We start from the raw sequence: 20,049 nt of genomic DNA, 5'->3' as shown, positions 1-20,049 counted from the left end.
CCTTCCAAGGCACGGACGGGCCAAAATTGTTTACTTGAGAAAGTTTTGGTACATCGTGAAAATCGGGGTCATAACCGCCGCGACGATGACGCCGACGATGCCCGATACGAACAGCAGCATGAGCGGCTCGACGAACGCTTTCAGCCGGTCCACGCTGTGGCCCACATCCTCCTCGTAAAACTCCGCCACCTTGGTCAGCATCGCATCGAGCTGGCCGGTCTCTTCGCCGACGATGATCATCTGGATCGCCATCGCCGGGAACTGCTTGCTGGCCGCGAGCGGCTCGGACAGCAGCTTGCCCTGCTGCAGGCTGTGCCGCGACTGCTCCAGCACCCGGGCGAGCACACGGTTGCCGACGACGCGGCCGGTAATGTCGAGCGACTGCAGCACAGCCACGCCGCTGACATAAAGCGAAGCCATCGTGCGCGCCATGCGGGCGATCGCCGCCTTGCGGAACACGTCGCCGAACAGCGGCAGCTTGAATTTGAGCAAATCGAAGGCGTACTTCCCCTTTTCATTGCTCAGCGCCAGCTTGATCGCAACGACCGCAATCACAACAAGCATCAGCAATGCCCACCAGCTCGCAATCACCACATCGCTTGCTCCCATAATGAAGCGGGTAATGAGCGGCAGCCGCTCCCCCTGTTCTTCGAACAAACTCACGAACGTCGGCACAATCTTGATCAGCAAAAAAATCACCACCGCAATCGAAATAAAAATCAGAATGATCGGGTAGGTGAGCGCCGACTTCACTTTTTGCACCGTGTTGTTTTCCTTCTCATAGGTGTCGGCCATCCGCTCCAGCACGTCGTCGAGATGACCGCCGGTTTCGCCGGAAGCGATCATATTCACGAACATTTCCGGAAAAATACGCGGGTGATCGCCCATCGCCTTCGATAGCGGGAAGCCCGAGCGCACCTGGTCGCACGCGTCGGCAAGCGACTTGCGCAGCGGCTTCGACTTCGTCTGCTCGACCAGCACCGCAAGCGCGCGGTCGATCTGGATGCCGGCCCGCACCAGCGTCGCAAACTGCCGGCAGAACACGACAAAATCCTGCAGCTTCACGACACGGCCGATCGCCAGATCGGCGTTCCAGATCGACGCCGCCTTCTCCTCGATGCTGCGGACGGCATAACCTCTGCCGCGCAAATCGAGAATCGCCGCCTGCTTGTTGGTCGATTGCTGCACGCCGCGAACGCGTTTGCCCGATTCGCTGACGGCCACAAATTGATAGCTGGGCACCTCTGCCCCTCCTTTCAGTTAGACTCTCCTATTCGTCGGCGATCGCCTTCAGCACTTCCTCCACCGTCGTCTGCCCTTCGCGCGCCTTGCGCAGCCCGTCCGCCATCATCGTGACGAAGCCGGTTTCCCGCAAATGCTGCTCCATCTCTTCCACCGGCCGACGCTGGATGATAAAACGGCGGAGCGTATCGTCGATCGCCAGCACTTCCTGAATCGCCAGCCGCCCGCTGTAGCCCGATTGCCCGCAGGCGCCGCAGCCGCGTCCTTTCAGCACGTGCAGCGCTTCGTCCGGGTTGCCGCGAAGGCCGTTTGCTTCGAACAACCGCAGCTCGTCCTCCCTTGCCGGCACCGGCCGGGCGCACGCCGCACACACCTTGCGCACCAGCCGCTGCCCGACGACGCAGGCCAGAGACGGCGCGATCAGATAACGATCGACGTCCATGTCCACCAGCCGGTGAACGGCGCTGAGCGCGTTGTTCGTGTGAATCGTGCTGAGCACCAGATGCCCGGTGAGCGAGGCGCGTACGACGATTTCCGCCGTTTCGGTGTCGCGCACTTCGCCAACCATGACGATATTCGGGTCCTGCCGCAGGATCGAGCGCAAACCGACAGTAAACGTCAGCCCGATTTGCGTATTGACGTGCACCTGGGAGACGCCTTCCAGGTTGTATTCGACCGGATCTTCGACCGTCACGATTTTGACGTCGGACCGGTTGAGCTCGCCGAGCGCCGAGTACAAGGTCGACGTTTTGCCGCTGCCCGTCGGGCCGCTGATCAGAATCAAGCCATACGGCTTGCGGATCGCACGGGCGAACAGCTTTTCGTTCGTTTCGCTGAACTGCAGCTCGCCGATCTTTTTGATGCCGGCCGACTGGTCCAAAATCCGCAGCACCACGCTTTCCCCGTTCACGGTAGGCAGCGTGGACACACGAATGTCGATCATGCGCCGATCGAGCTGCATATGGATGCGCCCGTCCTGCGGCAGGCGCCGTTCGGCGATGTTCAGCCGGGCCATAATTTTCAGCCGTGCCGTCAGCATGCCCTGCATCGATTTCGGCAGCAGCTTCTCCGTCTGCAGCATCCCGTCGATCCGGTAGCGCACGGCCACCTGCTTCTCCTGCGGATCGATGTGGATGTCGCTCGCCTTCTGCAGCACGGCGGACTGGATCATCTGCTGCACCAGGCGCACGACCGGCCCCGTCGCTTCGTCTGCCGTTTCTTCTGCCACCTGCTCCTTGGCGGCCGGCGCGATTTCCTCCAGCCATTCGCCGGTAGACTGCTCGAGCCGATAGTGGCTGCGGATCGCGTCTTCGATTTCGCTTCTCGCCGCGATGACCGGCTGCACCGTTGCGCCGGTCAGGCGGCGCACCTCTTCGATCGCTTCGTAATTGAGCGGATCGGCCATCGCCAGCTTCAGCCGGTTGCCGCTGCGCTCGATCGGAATGACCGTATGCTTGCGGGCGCAAGCTTCCGTTATCGCCGTCGCCGCCCTGCGGTCGATCGGATAGTCGTACAAACGAACCGAAGGAAGCCCAAGCTGCGATTCCAGCATATCGATGAGCTGCCGCTCCGTGATGACGCCCATTTCGAGCAGCGTTTCGCCGAGCCGCTTCTTGTTCAGCCGCTGCCGGCCGATCGCTTCTTCCAGCTGCCGCTGCGAAACCGTTCCGCTCTGCATGAACAACTCGCCGCTTTTCATCGCCATTCCTCCCCATGCGGACCGGCAATCGCCGCCGCATCATTTTGTCGGCTGCTTCTCCGGCGACTGGCCGTGCCCGACAATCGCCGGCACCGGCAAATAAAAGTCGCGCGACACCGGTTTGCCATCTGCGATCACTTCGACCAGCAGCCCGTCCCGCCCGTCGCTGCGCGGTGCGGCTCCGCCGTCCGGCAGCGTCCGGTCGACCACATCGGCCTGCTCCGCCGCGTACGTCGTTTGTTTGACAATAACTGCCGCGGGTTTCCAGGACGCTTGCTCCGGCGCCAGCACCGTCAGCACCGGCACGTCGTTATCTGTCGTCAACTGCAGCTTCAGACCGAACTCGCGCGGATTATAGAGCGACAGCTCGCTTGCCCCCGTCGCGGCGTAGACGTCAAAGCCCGGAGACACATAGGCCGGCAGCTGCAGGTGCAAGCTGCGATCTCCGATCTGCAAGTTCAGCCTGACGGCGGCTTCGTACAGCAGCGATGCCAGATAGGAAAGCGTGTCCGCGTCCGGTTGGTCGGCGGGCTGCAGCTGCAGCGATTTCATCCACTCGAGCAGCGCGAACCGTTTGGCCGCCTTCCATTCGACCTGATTCAGCTTGTCCGCCAAAACTTTTCCTCTTGCCTCAAGCTTGAACGCTCCTTTGACCTGCACAGCCTGCACCCAGCTAACCTGCGCGGCTGCTGCCGCTGGCCTCTCATTGGATACGTTTTGTATCACGTTAGACGAAAAAAAAGACCCGTTCTTCGCCGGACTCGGACTTGGGCTCGAATTCGGACTTGCGCTTGGCTCGGCAGCCGCCGCCACGGCGATCGTCAGCTCGTTCCAGCGCTCCGTCAGCGAGCTCCAGCCGTTGTTCCACGGCTTCTCTGCGTACAAGCCTGCGCAAGCGGCTGCCGTGAGCACGGTCCCGAGCAGAACCACTTTGGTGCGGCGGCTCGCGCCGCTTCTCCGCCTTGCCCTCATCGTTCAAACGCTCCTTCGTTTTCTGTATACATTTTGTATCGATAGGTCTATTTAACCATATCGCCTCCGGGAATGAAATTACGCCCCTGCTTTACAGCGAGGGGAGTAATCCCGATGGACTAGGGCGTGTCTGAAAACCCGCTCAGTGGCATCTTGCACCGCCTTTTCGCCCCCTGCGGCGTCAGTTTTGCTTGACTTACCCCCGGTAAGCCTGCGCAAAACTTCCTTGCATGGAACGAAAATTCAGCCCAATCTGCTTCCCTCGGAGTTCTCAGACACGCCCTAGGCGCCGACAATTTTCAAGATAAGCGATGCCTTCGAATTGACCTGCAGCTTCAAATTAATGCGCGAAATGTGCACCTTCACCGTATGACGACTGATGCCAAGCCTCGTGGCGATCTGTATGTAGTCGTAATCTTTCATCCAGTACGACAAAATCTCCTTCTCCCGCTGCGTCAATTGGTACCGTTCCGAAATGCCGCCAAGCGCCGCTTCCATTTGCAACTCGCTCATTCGCCCACTCCTCCATCGTTTCCCAATTTCTCGACTTCAGTATACAGGCTTCCGCGCGCAATGAATGTCAGTTTGTCCTGTCGAATCATAGTTTTTTCCAAAAAAGCTCCGATTGTGCTGTCGATCCCCCGCAAAACTCAAAGAACCTTCCTTTCCCCGTCCGGCTGCGATGCCCGGCGAGACACAGAAGGTTACTGAGCAAACGTGATTGTTGCGCACCAGTTGGAGCGCGGCCAATCGTCAGATCTTTAATTCCCCAAGCTTGATCAGCTCGACAACGGCTTGTGAACGACCTTTAACGTTCAATTTTTGCATGACGTTTGTTATGTGTTTTCAAGCACATAATTTTTCAATGGTGTTTCGACTCGAATGCTCCCATCTCTGCTGACCTCGATTCTGTCAACCATTTGAATCAGCAGCGCCCGCGTTTTCTCTACATCGTCGTACTTTTTTAGTTTGGTCAGTTCGCTGTGCGCCTTCTTTACATTGCGCATTGTCTTTTCAACATCGACCCTCGCCTTTTGTTGGGCAATGGCCAACTTCAGCTTTTTATCGACTTCTGAAATCTCTTTCTCGTACTGGGTCTTCTCGAACTCGTATTGTCCAACGTCCATCTCCCCAAGCATGTGTTGCCGTCGAATTTCGAAAAGCAATTTTCGGTTGTCCTCGATCCTCTTTTCTAATTTCTTTATCTCCTTTTCGACATCCATTTGCGGTAGCTCCGCGCCCACCTCACTCGATCCCCATGCAGTCATCGCAACCATAGCGTCCTCTACCCGTTTAAGTATGCCACCAATAAGCTCGTCCCGCATGTCGTAATAAGGTATCCAGTTACCGTTATTGCATCCAGCAGCACCGGTCCTTCGCCTTTTGGAGCACATTAAATATCGATATTCCTGACCCCTCACTTTTGACGACATGGACACCATTGCAGAACCACATTCAGCGCAGAAGATGAATTTGGCGAATACATTTACAAAAGCTCGCCTTCCGCCGCGTTCGCCGCCGCCGCGAAGCAATCTGATTTCTTGGGCTTTATCGAAGTCTTCTTTCGAGACGATAGCTTCGTGCGTCTGATATTTTGATTTATTCCAATCCGACTTAGGTTTCTGCACAAGCTTCTTTCCCCTGTTCATTAAATCGCTAAGATCGTTGTACGTGACCTCTGATGTATGTCTGCCGAATGTGTTGTATCCTGTATAATTCTCATTCTGGAGGATCCGCTGGACGCTCGTTATACCCCATACGCCGCCTTTGTACGAGGGGATCGCTTCTCGCTCACCGTCTTCACCGTTCAAAAAGTTTACGATTGCTTTTTCTCCGTCTCCACCAATGTACATTTCAAATATTGTACGAACGATCGCTGCTTGTTCTGGGATGACTTCCAATGTTTTTCTCTTGCCGCTTTTCATTTTCACGTCAGCGATGGTTGCCTTCTTGTAACCATAAGGCGGAATGGATCCAATGAAGTTACCACTCTCAGCGGAAGCCTTTATGCCACGTCGGGAAGAAACGCCTATGTCACCGCTCGTATTCTGGTTGACGAATGATTTAATGCCGAACAGCAACTCGTCGTCTTTGACACCCGAATCGTATCCATCCTCTATTGACACCATTCTGATCTTGAGCGCATTGACCAGAATGCGCTTTAGTGATATCGCGTCAATTGCGTCTCGGCAAAAACGGGAAAGAGAAGCGAACCAAATAGATCTGATTTCGCCTCTCTTCGCATCCGATATCATTTTCTGTACGTCTTCTCTGGATACGATGCTCGTTGCTGTATCCCTGTCCTCGTAGAAATGGCTAATTTCAACCCCCTCACGCGCCGCCGTCTCACGTATGAACGCCTCTTGATGCTCCGGACTGTCCTTCTGGGAATCCTTCATTGTTGATACCCTGACATATCCCCTGTCTTCTTTTATACTCACTACGCATTTCCCCCGAAATGTATTTGTCCAAAACCTCATTCAGATTGTATGATACCAGTCCGTTTTTAGCTAGAACTTTTTTAATTTCTTTTTCGACAAAAGATTTGACAACTTCGTCAGATCGATCGCCAACTTGGACAAATTCTATTCTATACGGTTTCGTCTTTTTCCCCATGACATCACCCTTTACCATACTATGAGCAGGGGCAATTCCATGTTTACCCCTGCTGCGGTCATATTTGCAGAAACACATTTTGCTCGATCTCCGCGCTCACTTTCTTATGCGCCCTGTCGATCATCGTCTTGACCGAGTTACGCGATATGCCCATCATGCTTGCTATATCCTCTTGCTTGACCCCATGACCGTGCGCCATCGTGTAGACGTCACGCTCCTGCGGCGAAAGCATCTGCAGCGCTTGTTCAAGCTGGAATGCTTTATCCGGGTCCAGCGTCGACGAGCTGCGCGAATTGTACTGGTTGCTGAATGCCTGCAAGACCAGCGGATCGACAAGCTTATTTCGCTGATAAGCTGCCCGCCGCTCGACTCCACGTTTGTTCCCCGGCTGGCGCCCCGTATGCATCCACTCTATCGCGTAGTTAACGTTGCTGATGTACCATTCGACATCCGCGATAGCGTCGAACAATTCCGCGTTGTCCGCTTTCAACCGTCTAAGCTCGGCACGATAAGGTTTCGCACCAAGTTTATCAACCGGGGCCGTCGTTCGTTGCTGTAGCTCAACCAGCAGCTTACGGCGCTTATCCTGCAGCATTCGCAGCGTGCCGCGGTAGGATCGCTTCAGGTCTTCCATGTACAAAAAACCGTCTGCATCTATTTCAATTGCTTTGCTCATCACATTCACCTCGCTTGGGGAGGTTCCCCGGACGAACCGGGGCTTTTTTCGTTTAAAGTTGCTTTCCACCGTGCCTGTGCGGCCGCGTTGCGTTGTACGCCATCTTCTCGTGGATCGCCGTATCCAGGTCGACGCCATACTTGCCGCAAGCGTCGAACACGCGGATAACGATGTCGGCCAACTCAGACGGGATGCCGCAGGGTTTCATATCCGGTTCCGGTTGCTGGCTTGCGACATAAACCGCGCCATTACGCTCGTACCAGACTTCGGTAAACGCATGACCGTTACGGTAATCCTCCAATGCCTCAGATGCCTCTGAATGGATCAGTGCGATCACGTCACCGAACGACCGCGGCTCATCATGCCAGCCTTTATCGACCGCATTTTTATGCGCTTCATCAACGAATTGATTGATAGATTTGATTGGTTGTTCCATGTCCTACTCCTCCTACGTCAAAAAGTGATAGCCTTTCTGCACCTTCGCAGCTGCTTCGTGTCGATCGTCGCCGGTAAACAGGAGCGGCCTTTCCGAAACCGATCCCCAGCATTCATATTTCACATGTACAACTACGGTTGGGCCATATCCGCAATCTGCTTCTTCGGTGCCCAACACTTCGGTCACATATGCGTCCAAGAGATTCATGGCTTATCACTCCATCCTATATTTCACGATCTCTTCCTTGTAGCGTCGCTTGATAAAGGCATCATGCCGTGCGTTCAGACAATTCCGATGCCGCTGTTGCAGATACTCCGGCCCCACGTGGTCGATCGACATTGGCGGGCTGCTCCACCACGATTCGGTATCTCTCCCTTTGCCGTCCGTAAACCTAGTCATGTATCCGTTCTGCGGCTTGCCATGCGGGATGTGCGGCCACATTTCGAATTTAAGGCGCATCTGCTTCTTCCCTCCCGTCCTTAATGCCCTCGAAAATCTTCCCCGTTCCTTCACATGGTCTGCATTCGTGCCAGTACATCGGCTCGAGTCCCGTTCCCTTGCACGCTGGGCATATGCCGCCGCTCGTCTCGCCATAGTGTTCGGCGTATATGTCGCCTTCACCGCCGCATGTGGTACATTTCGCTGTCTCTGATGTGGATAGGGCTGCATGAATCTCGTCGAACACTCCGTTTATGCCGCTTGCGTCTTCGATTCCCCAGTCTCCGTTATCGAGGTGCTGAGAGAAATCGACATACGTGTCCAGCTTTACGAGTAGTTCCCGAAGCTTTGCTGCTTCTCCCTCTGATTCAGAAAAAGCGCCTGATTCAAGTTCATCGATCACAATTCCGAACCAGTCCGAAACTGCTGTGTTCGCATATCGGTCAATATAGTCGCCATCGTTTCGTGCTTCGTAGTGCTCTTTTTTTATTTCCTGCAATCGTTCCAACAACGCCTTCCGGCTTACCGCGTCGCTCATTCTCCGTCCTCACTTTCGTGTTCGAGTTCGTGTTCGCCGTTCGGGTTATAGGGATGTGTTTCGCTCATGGGCTGGTCCTCCTTCGCTTATTTACTTGTCTGCAGATCGATGTCCGGGATAATGGCTTCGGGCCGGAACAGCATCCGGTAGTGGTACGGGTCTGCGTATGCAGCATCGGTCTGCTCGACAAGGAAGCTCACGTTATCGCTCAAGCCGAGGAAATGCTTCTTGTACTGGCTGTCGCCCACTTTGCAGGTAACTGTCAATTCCCGTTCCTTGTCGTTGTTGCCGAGCGAACATAAGCCCTCAATCGTAAGCAGGTACTTGTCCGTAATGCCGTTGAAAAAGATGATTCTGCGCTGCACCTCGAACGAGTCAGCAGCTTTGGAAAGGTTGTGCGACACCGTATCCGCTTCAGAGGTGCATGCGGCCAAAAGCAGCAGCGTGAGCATTACAAGGGTGCTTGCGAGTTTATTTTTCATTCCTGTTTCCATCTCCTTCGTTTTTTCGTCGAACTGCGTCATATCGTCACTGCTGGATATGCCTTGTCGGCAAGCTTCTGCTTCTTCTCCGCGCGCTTCTGCTTCCTGACGACCTCTTTTTCCGCCAGGCGCAATACGGCCCGATCCCAATCACCCGGCTCCATTTCGCGGTCGTCGATCAACCACGGCCGTTTCACTGCGTCCTCTTCCCAGGCTGCATGGATAAGCTCGATCTCCTCCGCGCTGATAAGCTCGATCGGAGCGCGGTGCAGCGGATTTTCGTCGAGCGCCCGCAGCTTGTTAACGTCCTCCTGCGCCCGAAGGAGCTCCGTCAACAGATATTTACGCGCATGGATTGCGAGACAGCCCTTTCCCGGCCCGAGCGGTGTCCGGTTGCGTCGGTAACCGCTGCGCCAATCCGGATGCTTCTTCGGGTTGTGCGCGTCCTTCAACAATTGCCGCCATTCCGTGAGTGGCTTCATCCACTCGTACTTGCTTGACATATTCTCGGTCGATCGGTCCTTGGTGATCGGCGGGCATACCCAACAACCGAACCGAGCACCACATGCCTGAGTCGCCTTGACGGAGCCGCCTGGATTGATTAGCGCACACTCACCGGTTGCGTCCTTGTACAAGCGTCGGATCTCGTCTGACGATCCCCACGGCAGCGAGTTGAGCAACACCTGCCACACCTCGTCCGTCGTCCATTCGACGATCGGCATATAGATGCGACGTCCATCAGAGTACGGGCTGACCGTGAACCGGCTCCCGCGCTCCTCGCGATACGTCTCGATGGTCGCGGCCCGCCTTGTCGACTCCTCCGTCCGGCTGCCGATCAACTGCAGGCATGGATTGACGTCGGTCAAGCGCTGGTTTTGCGGCTCAATCTTCAAAGCGTGGGTACAATAACGGTCATCCCCGTTCGTGGGCAACGTCCAGCCCCAGCCGAGCCACCCGACCCACACGCTCCGCTTAATCGGCCGTGAAACGATTTCGGCTGTCAGCGGCATCGCATTCTGCCGGGCCCAGCGATTGACGGCCCGCACTTGCCGTCGCATATAGTCCTCAAGGATCGGGTTTTCGATCTTGGTATCCGACATAATGACGATAACTTCCCGAGTCCGCTTCGACGCCGGGAGCATCTGCAGCGCCCGGCAGACAAGCGCGAGTACCGTCGTGCTGTCCTTGCCGCCGCTCCAGCTCACTGCCCATGGACGGCCAACCGTCTCCGAATCGCAATACTGCTCGGCGATTTCGGCCACTGCCGCCATGACTTTCGTTTGCAAGTCCATTCCTCAAGCTCCTCTCTATGTCGCTTCATGAGTCTGTTGTCTATCAATCCGATCCGGGGCCGAAGCCCCGGACACCGTTTTTATCAAAAGGGCAAATCGTCGTCATCCGTACCCGTCGCATCAGGTTGCGAAGATTCAGGCGCGGCCGCCGCTTCCTTGTCTTTCTTGGACTTCCGTGCAGAGCGTGCTTGGCCGATATCTGCTACGTTGCCGGCATTTGCGATCTCGGCATCCATATCAAGACCACCGTTGCCCGCGTCTTTCAGCGCTTGGTCCAGCGTCGTCTGGTTCGGGTCATCCAGTTCCGCTGGCGGAGCAGATTGCTCATGCGACTGTTCTACAGCTGCAGCTGCGGCTTCCTCGATCGTGATTTGTTTCGCCTGCACCATAGTGTTCATCAGGTTTTTAATGTCGTCCATAACTATCCCATGCCGTCTGACCACCTCGCGAAACCCCTCGAAATCGTGCGGTACCGTGGTCAGCATCGGACGACCGTCCATCGCCCGTTTAACGCTACCGTGCCGATCTGTGGCCGTATCGAGCGTATAGAGTTGGTGGTCCAGCACGTAATTTTTCTGTTGTGCCGTCAAAATCCCCCACATATCGGCGTTCAGGTAAAGCACAACATCCTTTTTCAGTGTGCGGCGGAAATCATCGCCGAGGACTTTCATTTTGGCGAAAACAGTTTTACCCTTGCTGCGCCATCCGCCATGCTTCATCAGGATCAAAAATTCAGTCTTGCTCAAATCCTTGTGATGGTCGGCGATAACGTTACCCAGCCGTTCGTAAACGAACCTGTCTGCTTCCGTGTGAAACTTGTCGCGTTTCGGCGCTCTTGCCATGGCTCAATCGCTCCTTTAGTTTTTATTTGCTTCCGAATGCTTCAAGTATCTCTTTCAATGCGTAGTATCCAGGATTGGTCAATTTCATAATCGATTCCGGCAAAACGATCGTTGTAACGACAATGATTGTCACCAACATGGCGATCCCAAGCAAGACAGAGAAAATTGCCAGTCCTTCACAATCTTCGATCTCAAAATCTTTCTCACGCCAAAATGCATATAATTTTCGCGCTCCGAGTATCGAGGCAACCAGCAACACAACACTCACGCAAATATATACAATGCCTTCCATGACCATCTGCCGAATCATGAGCGTAAAGACATATTCGGCGGCGACGCCCAACTTTGCGGCCAATGCGTCAATATACTCGAACACCTTGTCACTGATTTGATCCTTCATTCGGATTACTCCCTTGATTTTTATTTTCGATTGGTTTGCACCAACCTTTGATCTTCATACCGCCGTTAAGCAATTCCACGCTCTGGATGTGCGTGATGCGATGTTCGCCGCCATCCAATGTGATTTGGCTGCCGGTGTTATACGAAACGTTTTTTCGGGTCACGATCATAAATGCGCCGCTCTGCTTCTTTTTCATCCCGGCACCTCACTGACAGCCCACGCCGCGAACAATTCGGATGAAGTCCCTTTCTCTTTGCCTTCTTTGCCCTGGCGGTCGATCGGAGTGTAATAGATATCACCAACCGGATCGGCCCCACAAGCCCCGATGATTCGAAAACGATTGACACGTCGAAGCAATCCGCTCTTGCCGACGTATACCTTTTCTTTTTCGATGTCTCTTGCATTCATGGCCGCACCTCCGGGAACTCGTCCCATGTCTGCCCATCCAAATGGCGTCCAGCTTCGGCCTTTGTGACACGCATCATCATCGGTTCGCCTTCGTATGCCGCCCCCACTTCATGAGGGCAAAATCCTTCGACAGTGAACCATCCGACGTTGTCGAGATTTCGAGGTAAAGGATGATTGTCAGGCATTGGCGCCCATGCTCCCCACTGTTTAAAATGGAAAGCCACGCCAGCAGCCTTGCACTGGTCGCGGAGCTTCCGAAACCAATCCGGATGTGACGGCCGCGCGCCTGGTCCGGACTCTCCGCCAGTGATAATCCAATCCGGTGAACCGGCCCACCGCGATCCAACCTTTAAAGCCCACTGACCTTCGTCATATTCGTACAGACCGAATGTTTCTGCCATGTCGATTTCGCCAAGTAGCGGTTCGGCGGATACGAAGTGGATAACTGCCGGCACTCGCATCAACCATCCCATGCGCAAGTCAGCTTGCTTTTGGTCCTCCATCGTGGCTCCGAGCCACACGTTAGGGTATCCATCTCCCCAGTCCTCCGGTAGCATCCGCAAGATGTTCTGCGGCCGCTTTGTCAGCAGAAGCCAGTCAATATTCGGCGTATCGCGGACGAGTTGCCAAAAGTCGTCGCGCCACATTTGCGGTGCTTGGTTGTCGAATATGTCGGCGAGCGAAGCGCAGAATACGCGCTGCCGTCGGCCATACTCGGCGTAAAACCGCTCGTGATTCGCGTTCCATTTCAGCGGCTGCCGCCAGTTGCTGGGCGATGTGCGCCGACGCTCTCCCTGCCACAATTCCGGTGTTCCCGCGCGCTTGGCCCATGTCTCGGCGTAGCAGTGGTCGCATGCTGGTGATACTTTGGAGCAGCCTACCCATGGGTTGAAAGTGTGATCGCACCATTCAATTTTGCTGTTCTCGCTCATCGCGGCCCCTCCCCGCGCGGCTGGTCATCTTCCGGATCTCTTGACCAACCAGTCGCATAAGCCGCTTGCACCGTTGCTAACTTCAGCATTTGTTTAAGTTCCGCGATCTCCAATTCTCCGTCTTCCGCCATCTGGCTAATTAGCACATACCGTTCAAGCGCTTCGACGAGCAGCTGTTCGCGATAGACATGAAAATATTTGAAGCTGAAGCTGACGAATCCCGTGATTCTGTTCATCCAGAGGAAAACGTCCCCGTCCGCATCTTTGACAATCATTTGATCACGGAATGTCGGATGGTTTTCCCATTTAAGATTAAAAGTTTGATGCTTAGTTTCAGTCCGTTCACTCATTGCGACACGCTCGCTTTCTTTGCTTTGTTCTCCGCTCGTTTCTTTTCGGTCCAAACCTCGAAAGTCACCCACCCGCCAAATTTCTTCGCGTACTTCATTACAACGAGCGGCGGAAAGTCGGGAAATGCAGCATCGAACATCTTGCGCTTCAACGGAAACTTCTGATCCTCTGCGCCTTTCACATCGACATACACCGTCTTCCTGCCCTCCCGGATGATCGCGAAGTCCGGTGAATAGGTAATGGCCATGTGCTTGATGCCGTCTTTCTCCTGCTTCGGTAGCAACGTGAACTTCGGCTGGAACTCGACCTTGATCTTCCCCGCGCGAACCCGTGGGAGCAAAATATCTCGGTAGTATTTGGCCTCGAGTTCAGAGTCGAAGATGATGTGCTGCTCCGGAACATAAGAGATCGCTTTGAATACGGCAAGCTCTTTTGCAGATACCCTGACCAAATTACCTGTGTCGACATGCAGGATCGACTTCTTCGCGTTGTATTTGCTTTGGGTTTCTTCGCCGTCGGTGGACGCTTTACGTCGCTGGAATCTCACGTCGCACCTCCTTGGCAAATTTTCTTATGCCCGATCAACCACTTTTTCGAATACTCTTTACCGCATCCGTCGCAGACGGCGTGAGTTGATAACTCTTCGGGTTGGTCAAGATATCCCAAGCAATACTTGGACCATGGTATCTTGGAAGCTATTTTCATATAAAGCGGTCGTGTTTTGCTTTCAGGTGCCTTATTGCCGTTGTTCCTGCCGTAATAAAACTTGGCTGTTTCCGCTTCGATTGATTCGCGGTGGCCGTCGCATAGTTTGACCATAGCCCATCTTGTTGTCGCTTGAACGCGGCAGTCGGGAAATTGACATCTCATAGGTTAGCCGCCCCTTTCTATGACGTGGTGCGATACGGCAGGACCAAGAATGTCGCTGCTTCGTCGCCTTCGCCCCTGATAATAATAGGCGACATAGCACCGTTGAACTTAAGGCGAGTCCGATCGGTCTGGATGCATTTCAGCGCGTCGACCAGGTATTCTGCGTTCGCCGAAACGATCAAAGCACCCCCGTCGACGTCAGCATCAATCGTCTCTTCCATCGCTCCAGTATCACGGGCCGATACCCGAATGCTCTTGGCCGCGACCTCAATCTTCGCTATCTTGGTCTTACCTTCGGCGATGATCTTCGACAAGTCCAAGGCCCGCAGCAGGTCGCGCGTGTTGCAAGTTGCAATTGTTGTGAATGCGTTCGGCAGCAATTTCGAGATGTCCGGGTACATGCCTTCCAGCAGCTTCGATTCGAACGTGTACTGTTTGGCGACGATCCGGATGCTAGAGCCGGCAAAGCCAATCTCGATGCTGTCCGGCTTCATGGCGGCCACCGTGGTCAAGATGCTGGTCGGAACCGTTAGCCGCAGCAGTCCATCCATTTCAAAACCACATTCATGTTGCCCAAGTCGATGCCTGTCACATCCGGATGCGGTCAACGTAGAGCCGTTTAGTTCGAAGCATACGCCCTGCAGGATTGGTGTCCCATCCGTGGTAAGCACCGCGAAAACCGTATCTTCGACGATGCGAGCGAACTGCTTGCCATCAAGTCGATACATCACCGATTCGCCTTTTTCGTCGGCTGGATATTCGTCAGGATCCAGCGCGGGAAACGTCACCTTCGACTTCCGACACTGGACCAGCGTCCCGCTGCCGTCCGATTCAATGGTGATTGTGTCTTCCGGCAGCTTACGGACAACCTCGAGCAGCTGCTTGGCCGGAATCACGCAAGCGCCGGGATCGAGCATCTCGAAGTCGTTCACGTCGGCGCTAATTGAAAATATACTGTCCGAGCCGCGTATTGAAAGGCGGTCATCCTTCGCCCGGATGTAAACTCCCGTGAGAATCGGGATTTTCGTTTTGGCCTCGATGGCCTTCGAAACCTGCGTCAATGCTTCGAGCAGAATCGAGCGTTCGATGGATATTTTCATGCCCTGCTCCTTTCGAGTATAGATTTTAAAACGGCAAATCATGAACCTCTAAGACGTGCCACACGAACGGGTCGACCTTGACCGTTCCGATCGGTTCCACCCGCGGCCAATCCGTCAAATCGATCTTCCATCCCGTGCCGACGACAAGCAGGTCGCGCCTTTCCATCCGTTCCATTTCATCGCAAATTGCATAGAGCATGATCTTTCCATTCTGCTCAATGACACTGACGACTTGCGCTCCCAAGGGCAATTCCACTCGTTGAACCTCGCGGCTGGGTATCAATGGGTATTTCAAGATTCTAGCCATTGGGTTCCTCATCCAACTGCAACAAACCAGGGTTGGGACAGTAGTAATCAACCAGAACAGATTTGCCCCCGCGCGGAACAGCGATGATGAATCGGACATATTTTGAATGCCATGTATCAAACTTCCGCTGCGTAGACCGCAGACTACGCGGTAACTTCGCCATTGCGTTTACACCTTCCGGCACCACTGCATATACGGTACCGCGCTTCTCTTTCTGGTAACCGCCTGACTGGCTGGTCCATTTGACCTTGTCGCCGACCTGCAGCTGTTTAATGTTCATTGGATCACACCTTCCCATTTCTACAATGTTGACACCACAGCCAACCGCACGGACTCGCGAGCGCCGGCTTATTACATCTGGGGCATTGTATCGTGATTGATTGGCTCATTGGTCGCCTCGCTCAATGAATGATTTGAGGTTGTTCATCCTCCGGCGCCACCCAGACCGGTGACAAGCTCATTCGGAACATGACGCCCATCCTGCTGCAAAGTATCGCTGCCCCGATCTCCTCAATCCATCGTTTGGCAGCCGGCGGCGGCACAAGATTTCCGATCAGTTCCCTTGCCTTCTTGTCCGATTTGACCCCTATCATCTCGAACGGGCGTCCATCCGGCATATACCGAGGCATTCCCTGCAGCATCGCGAGCTCGAATGTCGTGAGCGCCCGATGCCGGGTACCGTCCAGCGAAATGATGATCCAGACGCCGCGTTCATAATCTTTCGGAATCCGGGGGTCGGCAACGGCAGATGTCCCAGAATGAACATCCCCGCCGGTAACCGTAGGTGCAGTAGCGTCCCACGCCATGACACCGTACGTTCCATTCCGCGGTGAGCAGCTGACGCGTGGATCGGCGATGCTGCATGCGGACTGCATGACGCGTTCTGTCGCCCGAATCGTTTTGGCTGGATCGTCCCACTCCTGCACTCCATAGCAATCCGGATACAATTCCGTTTTCACCCGCGGATCGCTTATCGACAGCGCGCCGGTCTGGATGTCGGTTTGGCCGAGTACCGTGCTCGACGGTTCTTGCCATCTGGATATCCTATATGTTCCGGGATATTTCCCTGCCCAAGCGTTAACCCTTGGGTCCGAAATCATCGTTGCCCCATTGCTCGGATGCACACCGCTTGTAACACACGGTGCCGGTTCGTCATGCCTGTAGATGCGGTAAATGTTGTTGTATCTGGCATTCGAGTAACCAGTTCGCGGGTCTGATATGGCCGTTGCGCTGTTACTTCTACCCGGACCGGCGGCGCCGGTGATTGCTCTTGACGGCTTTTCCCAATCCTCGACGCCATAAGATCCGTTCCGCGGTTCATGCTGCACCCGAAGATTCTGCCAGTCCAATTCCTCCAACGCCCGCCAGTCCTTGCCGGCCGGGATCGTCGCAAGCCGAAGCGCTACCAGCCAAGACAATTTAGGTTCCCGATGGTGAGGACCGCCTGCTGCAACATCGCCGGGCATTGGCAATGGTCCAATCACGTCGCCGATCGTCTTCAGCTTTAATGGCGTCGGTTCAAAGATTTCCGCTGGGCACTTGTCTTTATGCTTGGCGATGAGTTTGTACCTCTTCCGACGAGCCCCAAGCCCGCCAACTTCGCCGCAGCAATAGATGCGTTCCGATAATAGATAGCCGGCATCGGTAAGCAGTTTCTTCATTTGCTTCAAAACTTCTTTGCCACGTGTCCGCATGCCCGGCACATTTTCCAATAGCATTACCGGTACCGGATCGTGTTCGAACGCTTTCAGCGTGAGTTCTGTTTCACGAAGCGCGAGCTGATTCAAAGCTTGATATTTCTTCGACTGTGATTTCTCCCCGCCCAGCAGACCCGTAAACCCCTTGCATGGTGCGCTGCGGTAACTGATATCCGGTGTTTGGTACCCACAAGCCCGCCATATGTCGTCCGGGGTCAGCTCGCGCCAATCTTCCGGCGGCTCGTGTCCGTGCCAGTCGATGTATTGCTGACGTGAAAAATAGTCGAATTGGTAGCAAGGTGCTCCTGTGAATGCTTCAAAATTGCGGCAAGCGTCCGGATCGACGTCCATTCCGCAGATGACCTCGCAATCTCCGACGATTCCGAAAGCCTCCGGTCGAGCTTGCTTCGTTCCTATAGCGCCGCCACCGATCCCACCGAATGGGAAAATGGCTGTGATTTTTTTATTCATGCTCGCACCTCGTTGAAATCTTCGAAATCGAACAGTGTCGGCATGTCTATCTCTGCTTCCGCCGCCTTCAGATACCCGACTCCATCGCGGAAATAGTCTGTGTTGAGCTCGATGCCGTAGCCGCGCCGCCCCATCTTGACCGCCTGCATCGGTACCGTCATCAGCCCGCCGAACGGATCGAGCACAACGTCTTCAGCGTTGCTGTAGCGATTGATGATGCGCTCGACGATATCGAGTTGAAGAGGACAAACGTGCATCTGCTGGCGCTTCTGGCTCTGCGTCGTGTTGAGCGTTCGCATCCGGTTGATGTCGTCCCATACTTCGTCGGTCCAACTTCCCGGTGCCACGACCATGAACGCGGCAGGCAGCTTGCCGTCCTTGTCGAGCCGTTTTGCAATGTCCACATGCTGCTTGTAGCTGTAAAAGCTGCGACGCGAGAATCTGCGGTATGCGGCCTGCAACTTGGTGACCGGCGTCGCTATCAGCTCCTCTTTGCTCAACAGCCGATCACCGGAGCTGCGCCAGAATGCATGAGCGTCGATCTGCCATTGCGCACGGGTGTATTCGTCCTTGCTCTTGGTGACCGGTTCGTCAGCATATGCGGTGCTCCGGTCCGTCGGCAGTTTACGAAACAGCAGGATGTACTCCGGGCAGCCGACACCCATCTTGCTACCGTCCTTGCATACCTCCGACCAACCGAGCCGGTACGTTTGGTTGTTTTCACGGACGACGTCCGTTACAACGGTGATCATGCCCATATACTGAAATCCGTGCCGCATGTAGTGGTCAATGCAGATCGCATGAAACGGCTCGATCGTCGGCATGCCGGTACCGGTCGCATTGCCGAACAGAACGCGGTCCTTGACATGGATGGCTGCAATTCGTCCAGGCCGAAGGATCCGGAGCAGCTGCGGTGTCAGAAAGTCCATTTGCTCGAAGAATCGCGCCGTATCCTCGTTATGGCCGAAATCGTTGTAGCTCGGCGTATATTCGTAATGGTTGCTGAACGGAATCGACGTATGAATCAGGTCGATGCTGTTTTCGGCCATCGCCGCCGTTTCAAGTACGCAATCGTTATTCACGGCCGTATAGTGCTCGGTTTGAATCTTCACCCTCTCAACTCCTATGCTCCGGGCTAATTTGTCGATGACCGACACGCCGGACAAACCGTATTTCTTGATGATTTCGACCATCTGCGCCACCAGATAGTCGTGCTGCCGCCACTTCTCGAGCAGCACCGCCAGTATCTCGCGCTCGCTCTCCATGTGAATGAAATGCACCTCACATGGATGCTGTTGCCCGAACCGGTGAATCCGGTGAATACTTTGGATAGTCTCGTTGAAAGAATAGTTAATTCCGACAAAGATAGTAGTATAGCATTGTTGGAGGTTTGCTCCAGAACCAAGTATTTCTGGTTTACTGAGAAGCACGGTGTATTCTCGTTGCTTCCAATCCAACAACCGCCGTTCTTTCTCTTCAACCGAGAGGCTTCCATAAACCGAAGCGACTGAAATTCCTCTTTCTTTCAAGGCTATTTCGATTCGCTCTTGTTCTTCATTAAGGTGGCACCAGATGATGAATTGTTTAGATACACTGCCGCCCTCTTTATTAATTCCAAACTCTCCTTGAACATCCCCAGCCCGGCATTGCACTTCTGGCATAAAAGGCCCCGCACTCCCCCCGTCTTGTGGCAATGATCCACATAAAGGTTGGTGTTCATCTTCTCCAGCGCTTTCGAAGACCCGCATATTGCGCACCGATAATTCTGTTGAACTAACAGCGCTTGATAATCGTCCTCCGTCAGCCCATACTTCTTCAATTTCCGTTGCCTTGTCTGCCGCCTTGCCGTTTCCTTGTTGTTCAAATACCAGTCCGCGCTCCTTTTCTTCAGTTTTTCCCCGTGCTTTATCCTGGCCTTCTCTTCGTGTTTCTTCGTTCTCTCGGGGTTCGCTTCTCTCCAAGCTCTGGATCTCTGGTTGTAAACTTCCTTTTTGTCTTGATAGTTTTTCTTGTTGCGAATTCTCTGAAGCTCCAACAATCGTTTTTTGTTTTTCTCGTAGTATTCCTTTTGGTATCTCTTCCTGCGCTCTTCTGATGTCACTCTCAATCAACTCCATGGCCTTTCCTATCCGGGCTTCAATGCTGTCCCGTTTCTCCCGCGCCGCATCCTTCAATCCGAGTGCCGCGTCACGCAGCAGCAGCATTTGCCCGTCTCGCTCCGCACCGGCGCCGCTGTGGTCGACCGGAATTTCGTGGTACCGGATCTCGAGCGGCGGCAGG

General features: G+C 54.4%; 25 protein-coding genes and 1 pseudogene. All 26 read right to left on the bottom strand.

The features are described 5' to 3' along the window. Positions 1–30: 30 nt before the first annotated feature. The 26 genes and pseudogenes from EXY20_RS17170 to EXY20_RS40665 all read right to left on the bottom strand — a co-directional run bounded on the left by EXY20_RS17170 (position 31) and on the right by EXY20_RS40665 (position 19,870). Complete coding sequence (locus EXY20_RS17170) at positions 31–1,242, bottom strand: type II secretion system F family protein (protein WP_135553315.1); 1,212 nt, start codon at positions 1,240–1,242, stop codon at positions 31–33. A 28-nt stretch (positions 1,243–1,270) separates the two neighbouring features. Next, a complete protein-coding gene (locus tag EXY20_RS17165) occupies positions 1,271–2,941 on the bottom strand; it encodes a GspE/PulE family protein (RefSeq protein ID WP_328592549.1) in 1,671 nt (556 codons plus the stop codon). 39 nt (positions 2,942–2,980) lie between these two features. Then, positions 2,981–3,913, bottom strand: a complete 933-nt coding sequence (locus tag EXY20_RS17160; protein ID WP_135553313.1) for a VanW family protein — start codon at positions 3,911–3,913, stop codon at positions 2,981–2,983. A 282-nt stretch (positions 3,914–4,195) separates the two neighbouring features. Continuing rightward, a complete protein-coding gene (locus tag EXY20_RS17155; protein WP_135553312.1) occupies positions 4,196–4,426 on the bottom strand; it encodes a helix-turn-helix transcriptional regulator in 231 nt (76 codons plus the stop codon). Between the two features lie 240 nt (positions 4,427–4,666). Then, a pseudogene (locus tag EXY20_RS17150) lies at positions 4,667–4,756 on the bottom strand (helix-turn-helix domain-containing protein); the annotation flags it as partial. After that, entirely contained in the window at positions 4,750–6,393 is a 1,644-nt protein-coding gene (locus EXY20_RS17145) for a recombinase family protein (protein WP_135553311.1), read from the bottom strand. The pseudogene EXY20_RS17150 and the gene EXY20_RS17145, both read right to left, overlap by 7 nt. A gap of 194 nt (positions 6,394–6,587) precedes the next feature. Beyond that, positions 6,588–7,343 (bottom strand): sigma factor-like helix-turn-helix DNA-binding protein, encoded by a 756-nt coding sequence (locus EXY20_RS17140; RefSeq protein ID WP_135553310.1) that lies wholly within the window; start codon positions 7,341–7,343, stop codon positions 6,588–6,590. Continuing rightward, positions 7,258–7,641: a nucleoside triphosphate pyrophosphohydrolase family protein gene (locus EXY20_RS17135; RefSeq protein ID WP_235886062.1), complete on the bottom strand. Its 384-nt coding sequence runs from the start codon at positions 7,639–7,641 to the stop codon at positions 7,258–7,260. Before EXY20_RS17135 ends, EXY20_RS17140 begins: the two co-directional genes overlap by 86 nt. Before the next feature lie 12 nt (positions 7,642–7,653). After that, on the bottom strand, positions 7,654–7,848 hold the full coding sequence (locus EXY20_RS17130) for a hypothetical protein (protein ID WP_135553309.1): 195 nt from the start codon (positions 7,846–7,848) through the stop codon (positions 7,654–7,656). A 6-nt stretch (positions 7,849–7,854) separates the two neighbouring features. Then, on the bottom strand, positions 7,855–8,100 hold the full coding sequence (locus EXY20_RS17125) for a hypothetical protein (RefSeq protein WP_135553308.1): 246 nt from the start codon (positions 8,098–8,100) through the stop codon (positions 7,855–7,857). After that, complete coding sequence (locus tag EXY20_RS17120; protein ID WP_135553307.1) at positions 8,090–8,617, bottom strand: hypothetical protein; 528 nt, start codon at positions 8,615–8,617, stop codon at positions 8,090–8,092. The genes EXY20_RS17125 and EXY20_RS17120 overlap by 11 nt, the downstream gene beginning before the upstream one ends. Before the next feature lie 86 nt (positions 8,618–8,703). Further along, positions 8,704–9,099, bottom strand: a complete 396-nt coding sequence (locus tag EXY20_RS17115; protein ID WP_135553381.1) for a beta-sandwich lipoprotein — start codon at positions 9,097–9,099, stop codon at positions 8,704–8,706. Between the two features lie 38 nt (positions 9,100–9,137). Continuing rightward, positions 9,138–10,391: a phosphoadenosine phosphosulfate reductase domain-containing protein gene (locus EXY20_RS17110; protein ID WP_135553306.1), complete on the bottom strand. Its 1,254-nt coding sequence runs from the start codon at positions 10,389–10,391 to the stop codon at positions 9,138–9,140. Between the two features lie 83 nt (positions 10,392–10,474). Then, positions 10,475–11,233 (bottom strand): putative metallopeptidase, encoded by a 759-nt coding sequence (locus tag EXY20_RS17105; RefSeq protein ID WP_135553305.1) that lies wholly within the window; start codon positions 11,231–11,233, stop codon positions 10,475–10,477. A gap of 22 nt (positions 11,234–11,255) precedes the next feature. Continuing rightward, on the bottom strand, positions 11,256–11,633 hold the full coding sequence (locus EXY20_RS17100; protein ID WP_135553304.1) for a hypothetical protein: 378 nt from the start codon (positions 11,631–11,633) through the stop codon (positions 11,256–11,258). Beyond that, positions 11,614–11,829 carry a hypothetical protein gene (locus EXY20_RS17095; protein WP_135553303.1) on the bottom strand — a complete coding sequence of 72 codons (216 nt, stop codon included), beginning with the start codon at positions 11,827–11,829 and terminating at the stop codon, positions 11,614–11,616. Before EXY20_RS17095 ends, EXY20_RS17100 begins: the two co-directional genes overlap by 20 nt. After that, positions 11,826–12,041 (bottom strand): hypothetical protein, encoded by a 216-nt coding sequence (locus EXY20_RS17090; protein WP_135553302.1) that lies wholly within the window; start codon positions 12,039–12,041, stop codon positions 11,826–11,828. Before EXY20_RS17090 ends, EXY20_RS17095 begins: the two co-directional genes overlap by 4 nt. Next, on the bottom strand, positions 12,038–12,973 hold the full coding sequence (locus EXY20_RS17085) for a phage Gp37/Gp68 family protein (protein ID WP_135553301.1): 936 nt from the start codon (positions 12,971–12,973) through the stop codon (positions 12,038–12,040). Before EXY20_RS17085 ends, EXY20_RS17090 begins: the two co-directional genes overlap by 4 nt. After that, positions 12,970–13,323, bottom strand: a complete 354-nt coding sequence (locus tag EXY20_RS17080) for a hypothetical protein (RefSeq protein WP_135553300.1) — start codon at positions 13,321–13,323, stop codon at positions 12,970–12,972. The genes EXY20_RS17085 and EXY20_RS17080 overlap by 4 nt, the downstream gene beginning before the upstream one ends. Next, positions 13,320–13,871 (bottom strand): DUF1064 domain-containing protein, encoded by a 552-nt coding sequence (locus tag EXY20_RS17075; RefSeq protein WP_167859306.1) that lies wholly within the window; start codon positions 13,869–13,871, stop codon positions 13,320–13,322. Before EXY20_RS17075 ends, EXY20_RS17080 begins: the two co-directional genes overlap by 4 nt. A gap of 340 nt (positions 13,872–14,211) precedes the next feature. Continuing rightward, positions 14,212–15,294 (bottom strand): DNA polymerase III subunit beta, encoded by a 1,083-nt coding sequence (dnaN, locus tag EXY20_RS17070; protein WP_167859305.1) that lies wholly within the window; start codon positions 15,292–15,294, stop codon positions 14,212–14,214. A gap of 25 nt (positions 15,295–15,319) precedes the next feature. Further along, positions 15,320–15,550 carry a DUF7352 domain-containing protein gene (locus EXY20_RS17065; protein WP_135553297.1) on the bottom strand — a complete coding sequence of 77 codons (231 nt, stop codon included), beginning with the start codon at positions 15,548–15,550 and terminating at the stop codon, positions 15,320–15,322. Between the two features lie 43 nt (positions 15,551–15,593). After that, on the bottom strand, positions 15,594–15,881 hold the full coding sequence (locus tag EXY20_RS17060; RefSeq protein ID WP_135553296.1) for a hypothetical protein: 288 nt from the start codon (positions 15,879–15,881) through the stop codon (positions 15,594–15,596). Positions 15,882–16,002: 121 nt separating this feature from the next. Beyond that, a complete protein-coding gene (locus EXY20_RS17055) occupies positions 16,003–17,769 on the bottom strand; it encodes a DNA cytosine methyltransferase (RefSeq protein ID WP_135553295.1) in 1,767 nt (588 codons plus the stop codon). Continuing rightward, positions 17,766–19,343: a DNA methyltransferase gene (locus EXY20_RS40670; RefSeq protein WP_407944923.1), complete on the bottom strand. Its 1,578-nt coding sequence runs from the start codon at positions 19,341–19,343 to the stop codon at positions 17,766–17,768. Before EXY20_RS40670 ends, EXY20_RS17055 begins: the two co-directional genes overlap by 4 nt. After that, positions 19,301–19,870 carry an endonuclease VII domain-containing protein gene (locus EXY20_RS40665; protein WP_407944921.1) on the bottom strand — a complete coding sequence of 190 codons (570 nt, stop codon included), beginning with the start codon at positions 19,868–19,870 and terminating at the stop codon, positions 19,301–19,303. Before EXY20_RS40665 ends, EXY20_RS40670 begins: the two co-directional genes overlap by 43 nt. Positions 19,871–20,049: the final 179 nt, after the last annotated feature.

Origin of the sequence: Paenibacillus cymbidii (genome assembly GCF_004764705.1) — a bacterium.
Classification (GTDB): domain Bacteria; phylum Bacillota; class Bacilli; order Paenibacillales; family NBRC-103111; genus Paenibacillus_AN; species Paenibacillus_AN cymbidii.
Note: the sequence above shows the minus strand (reverse complement) of the source record. Positions and strands in the feature narration are given on the sequence as shown.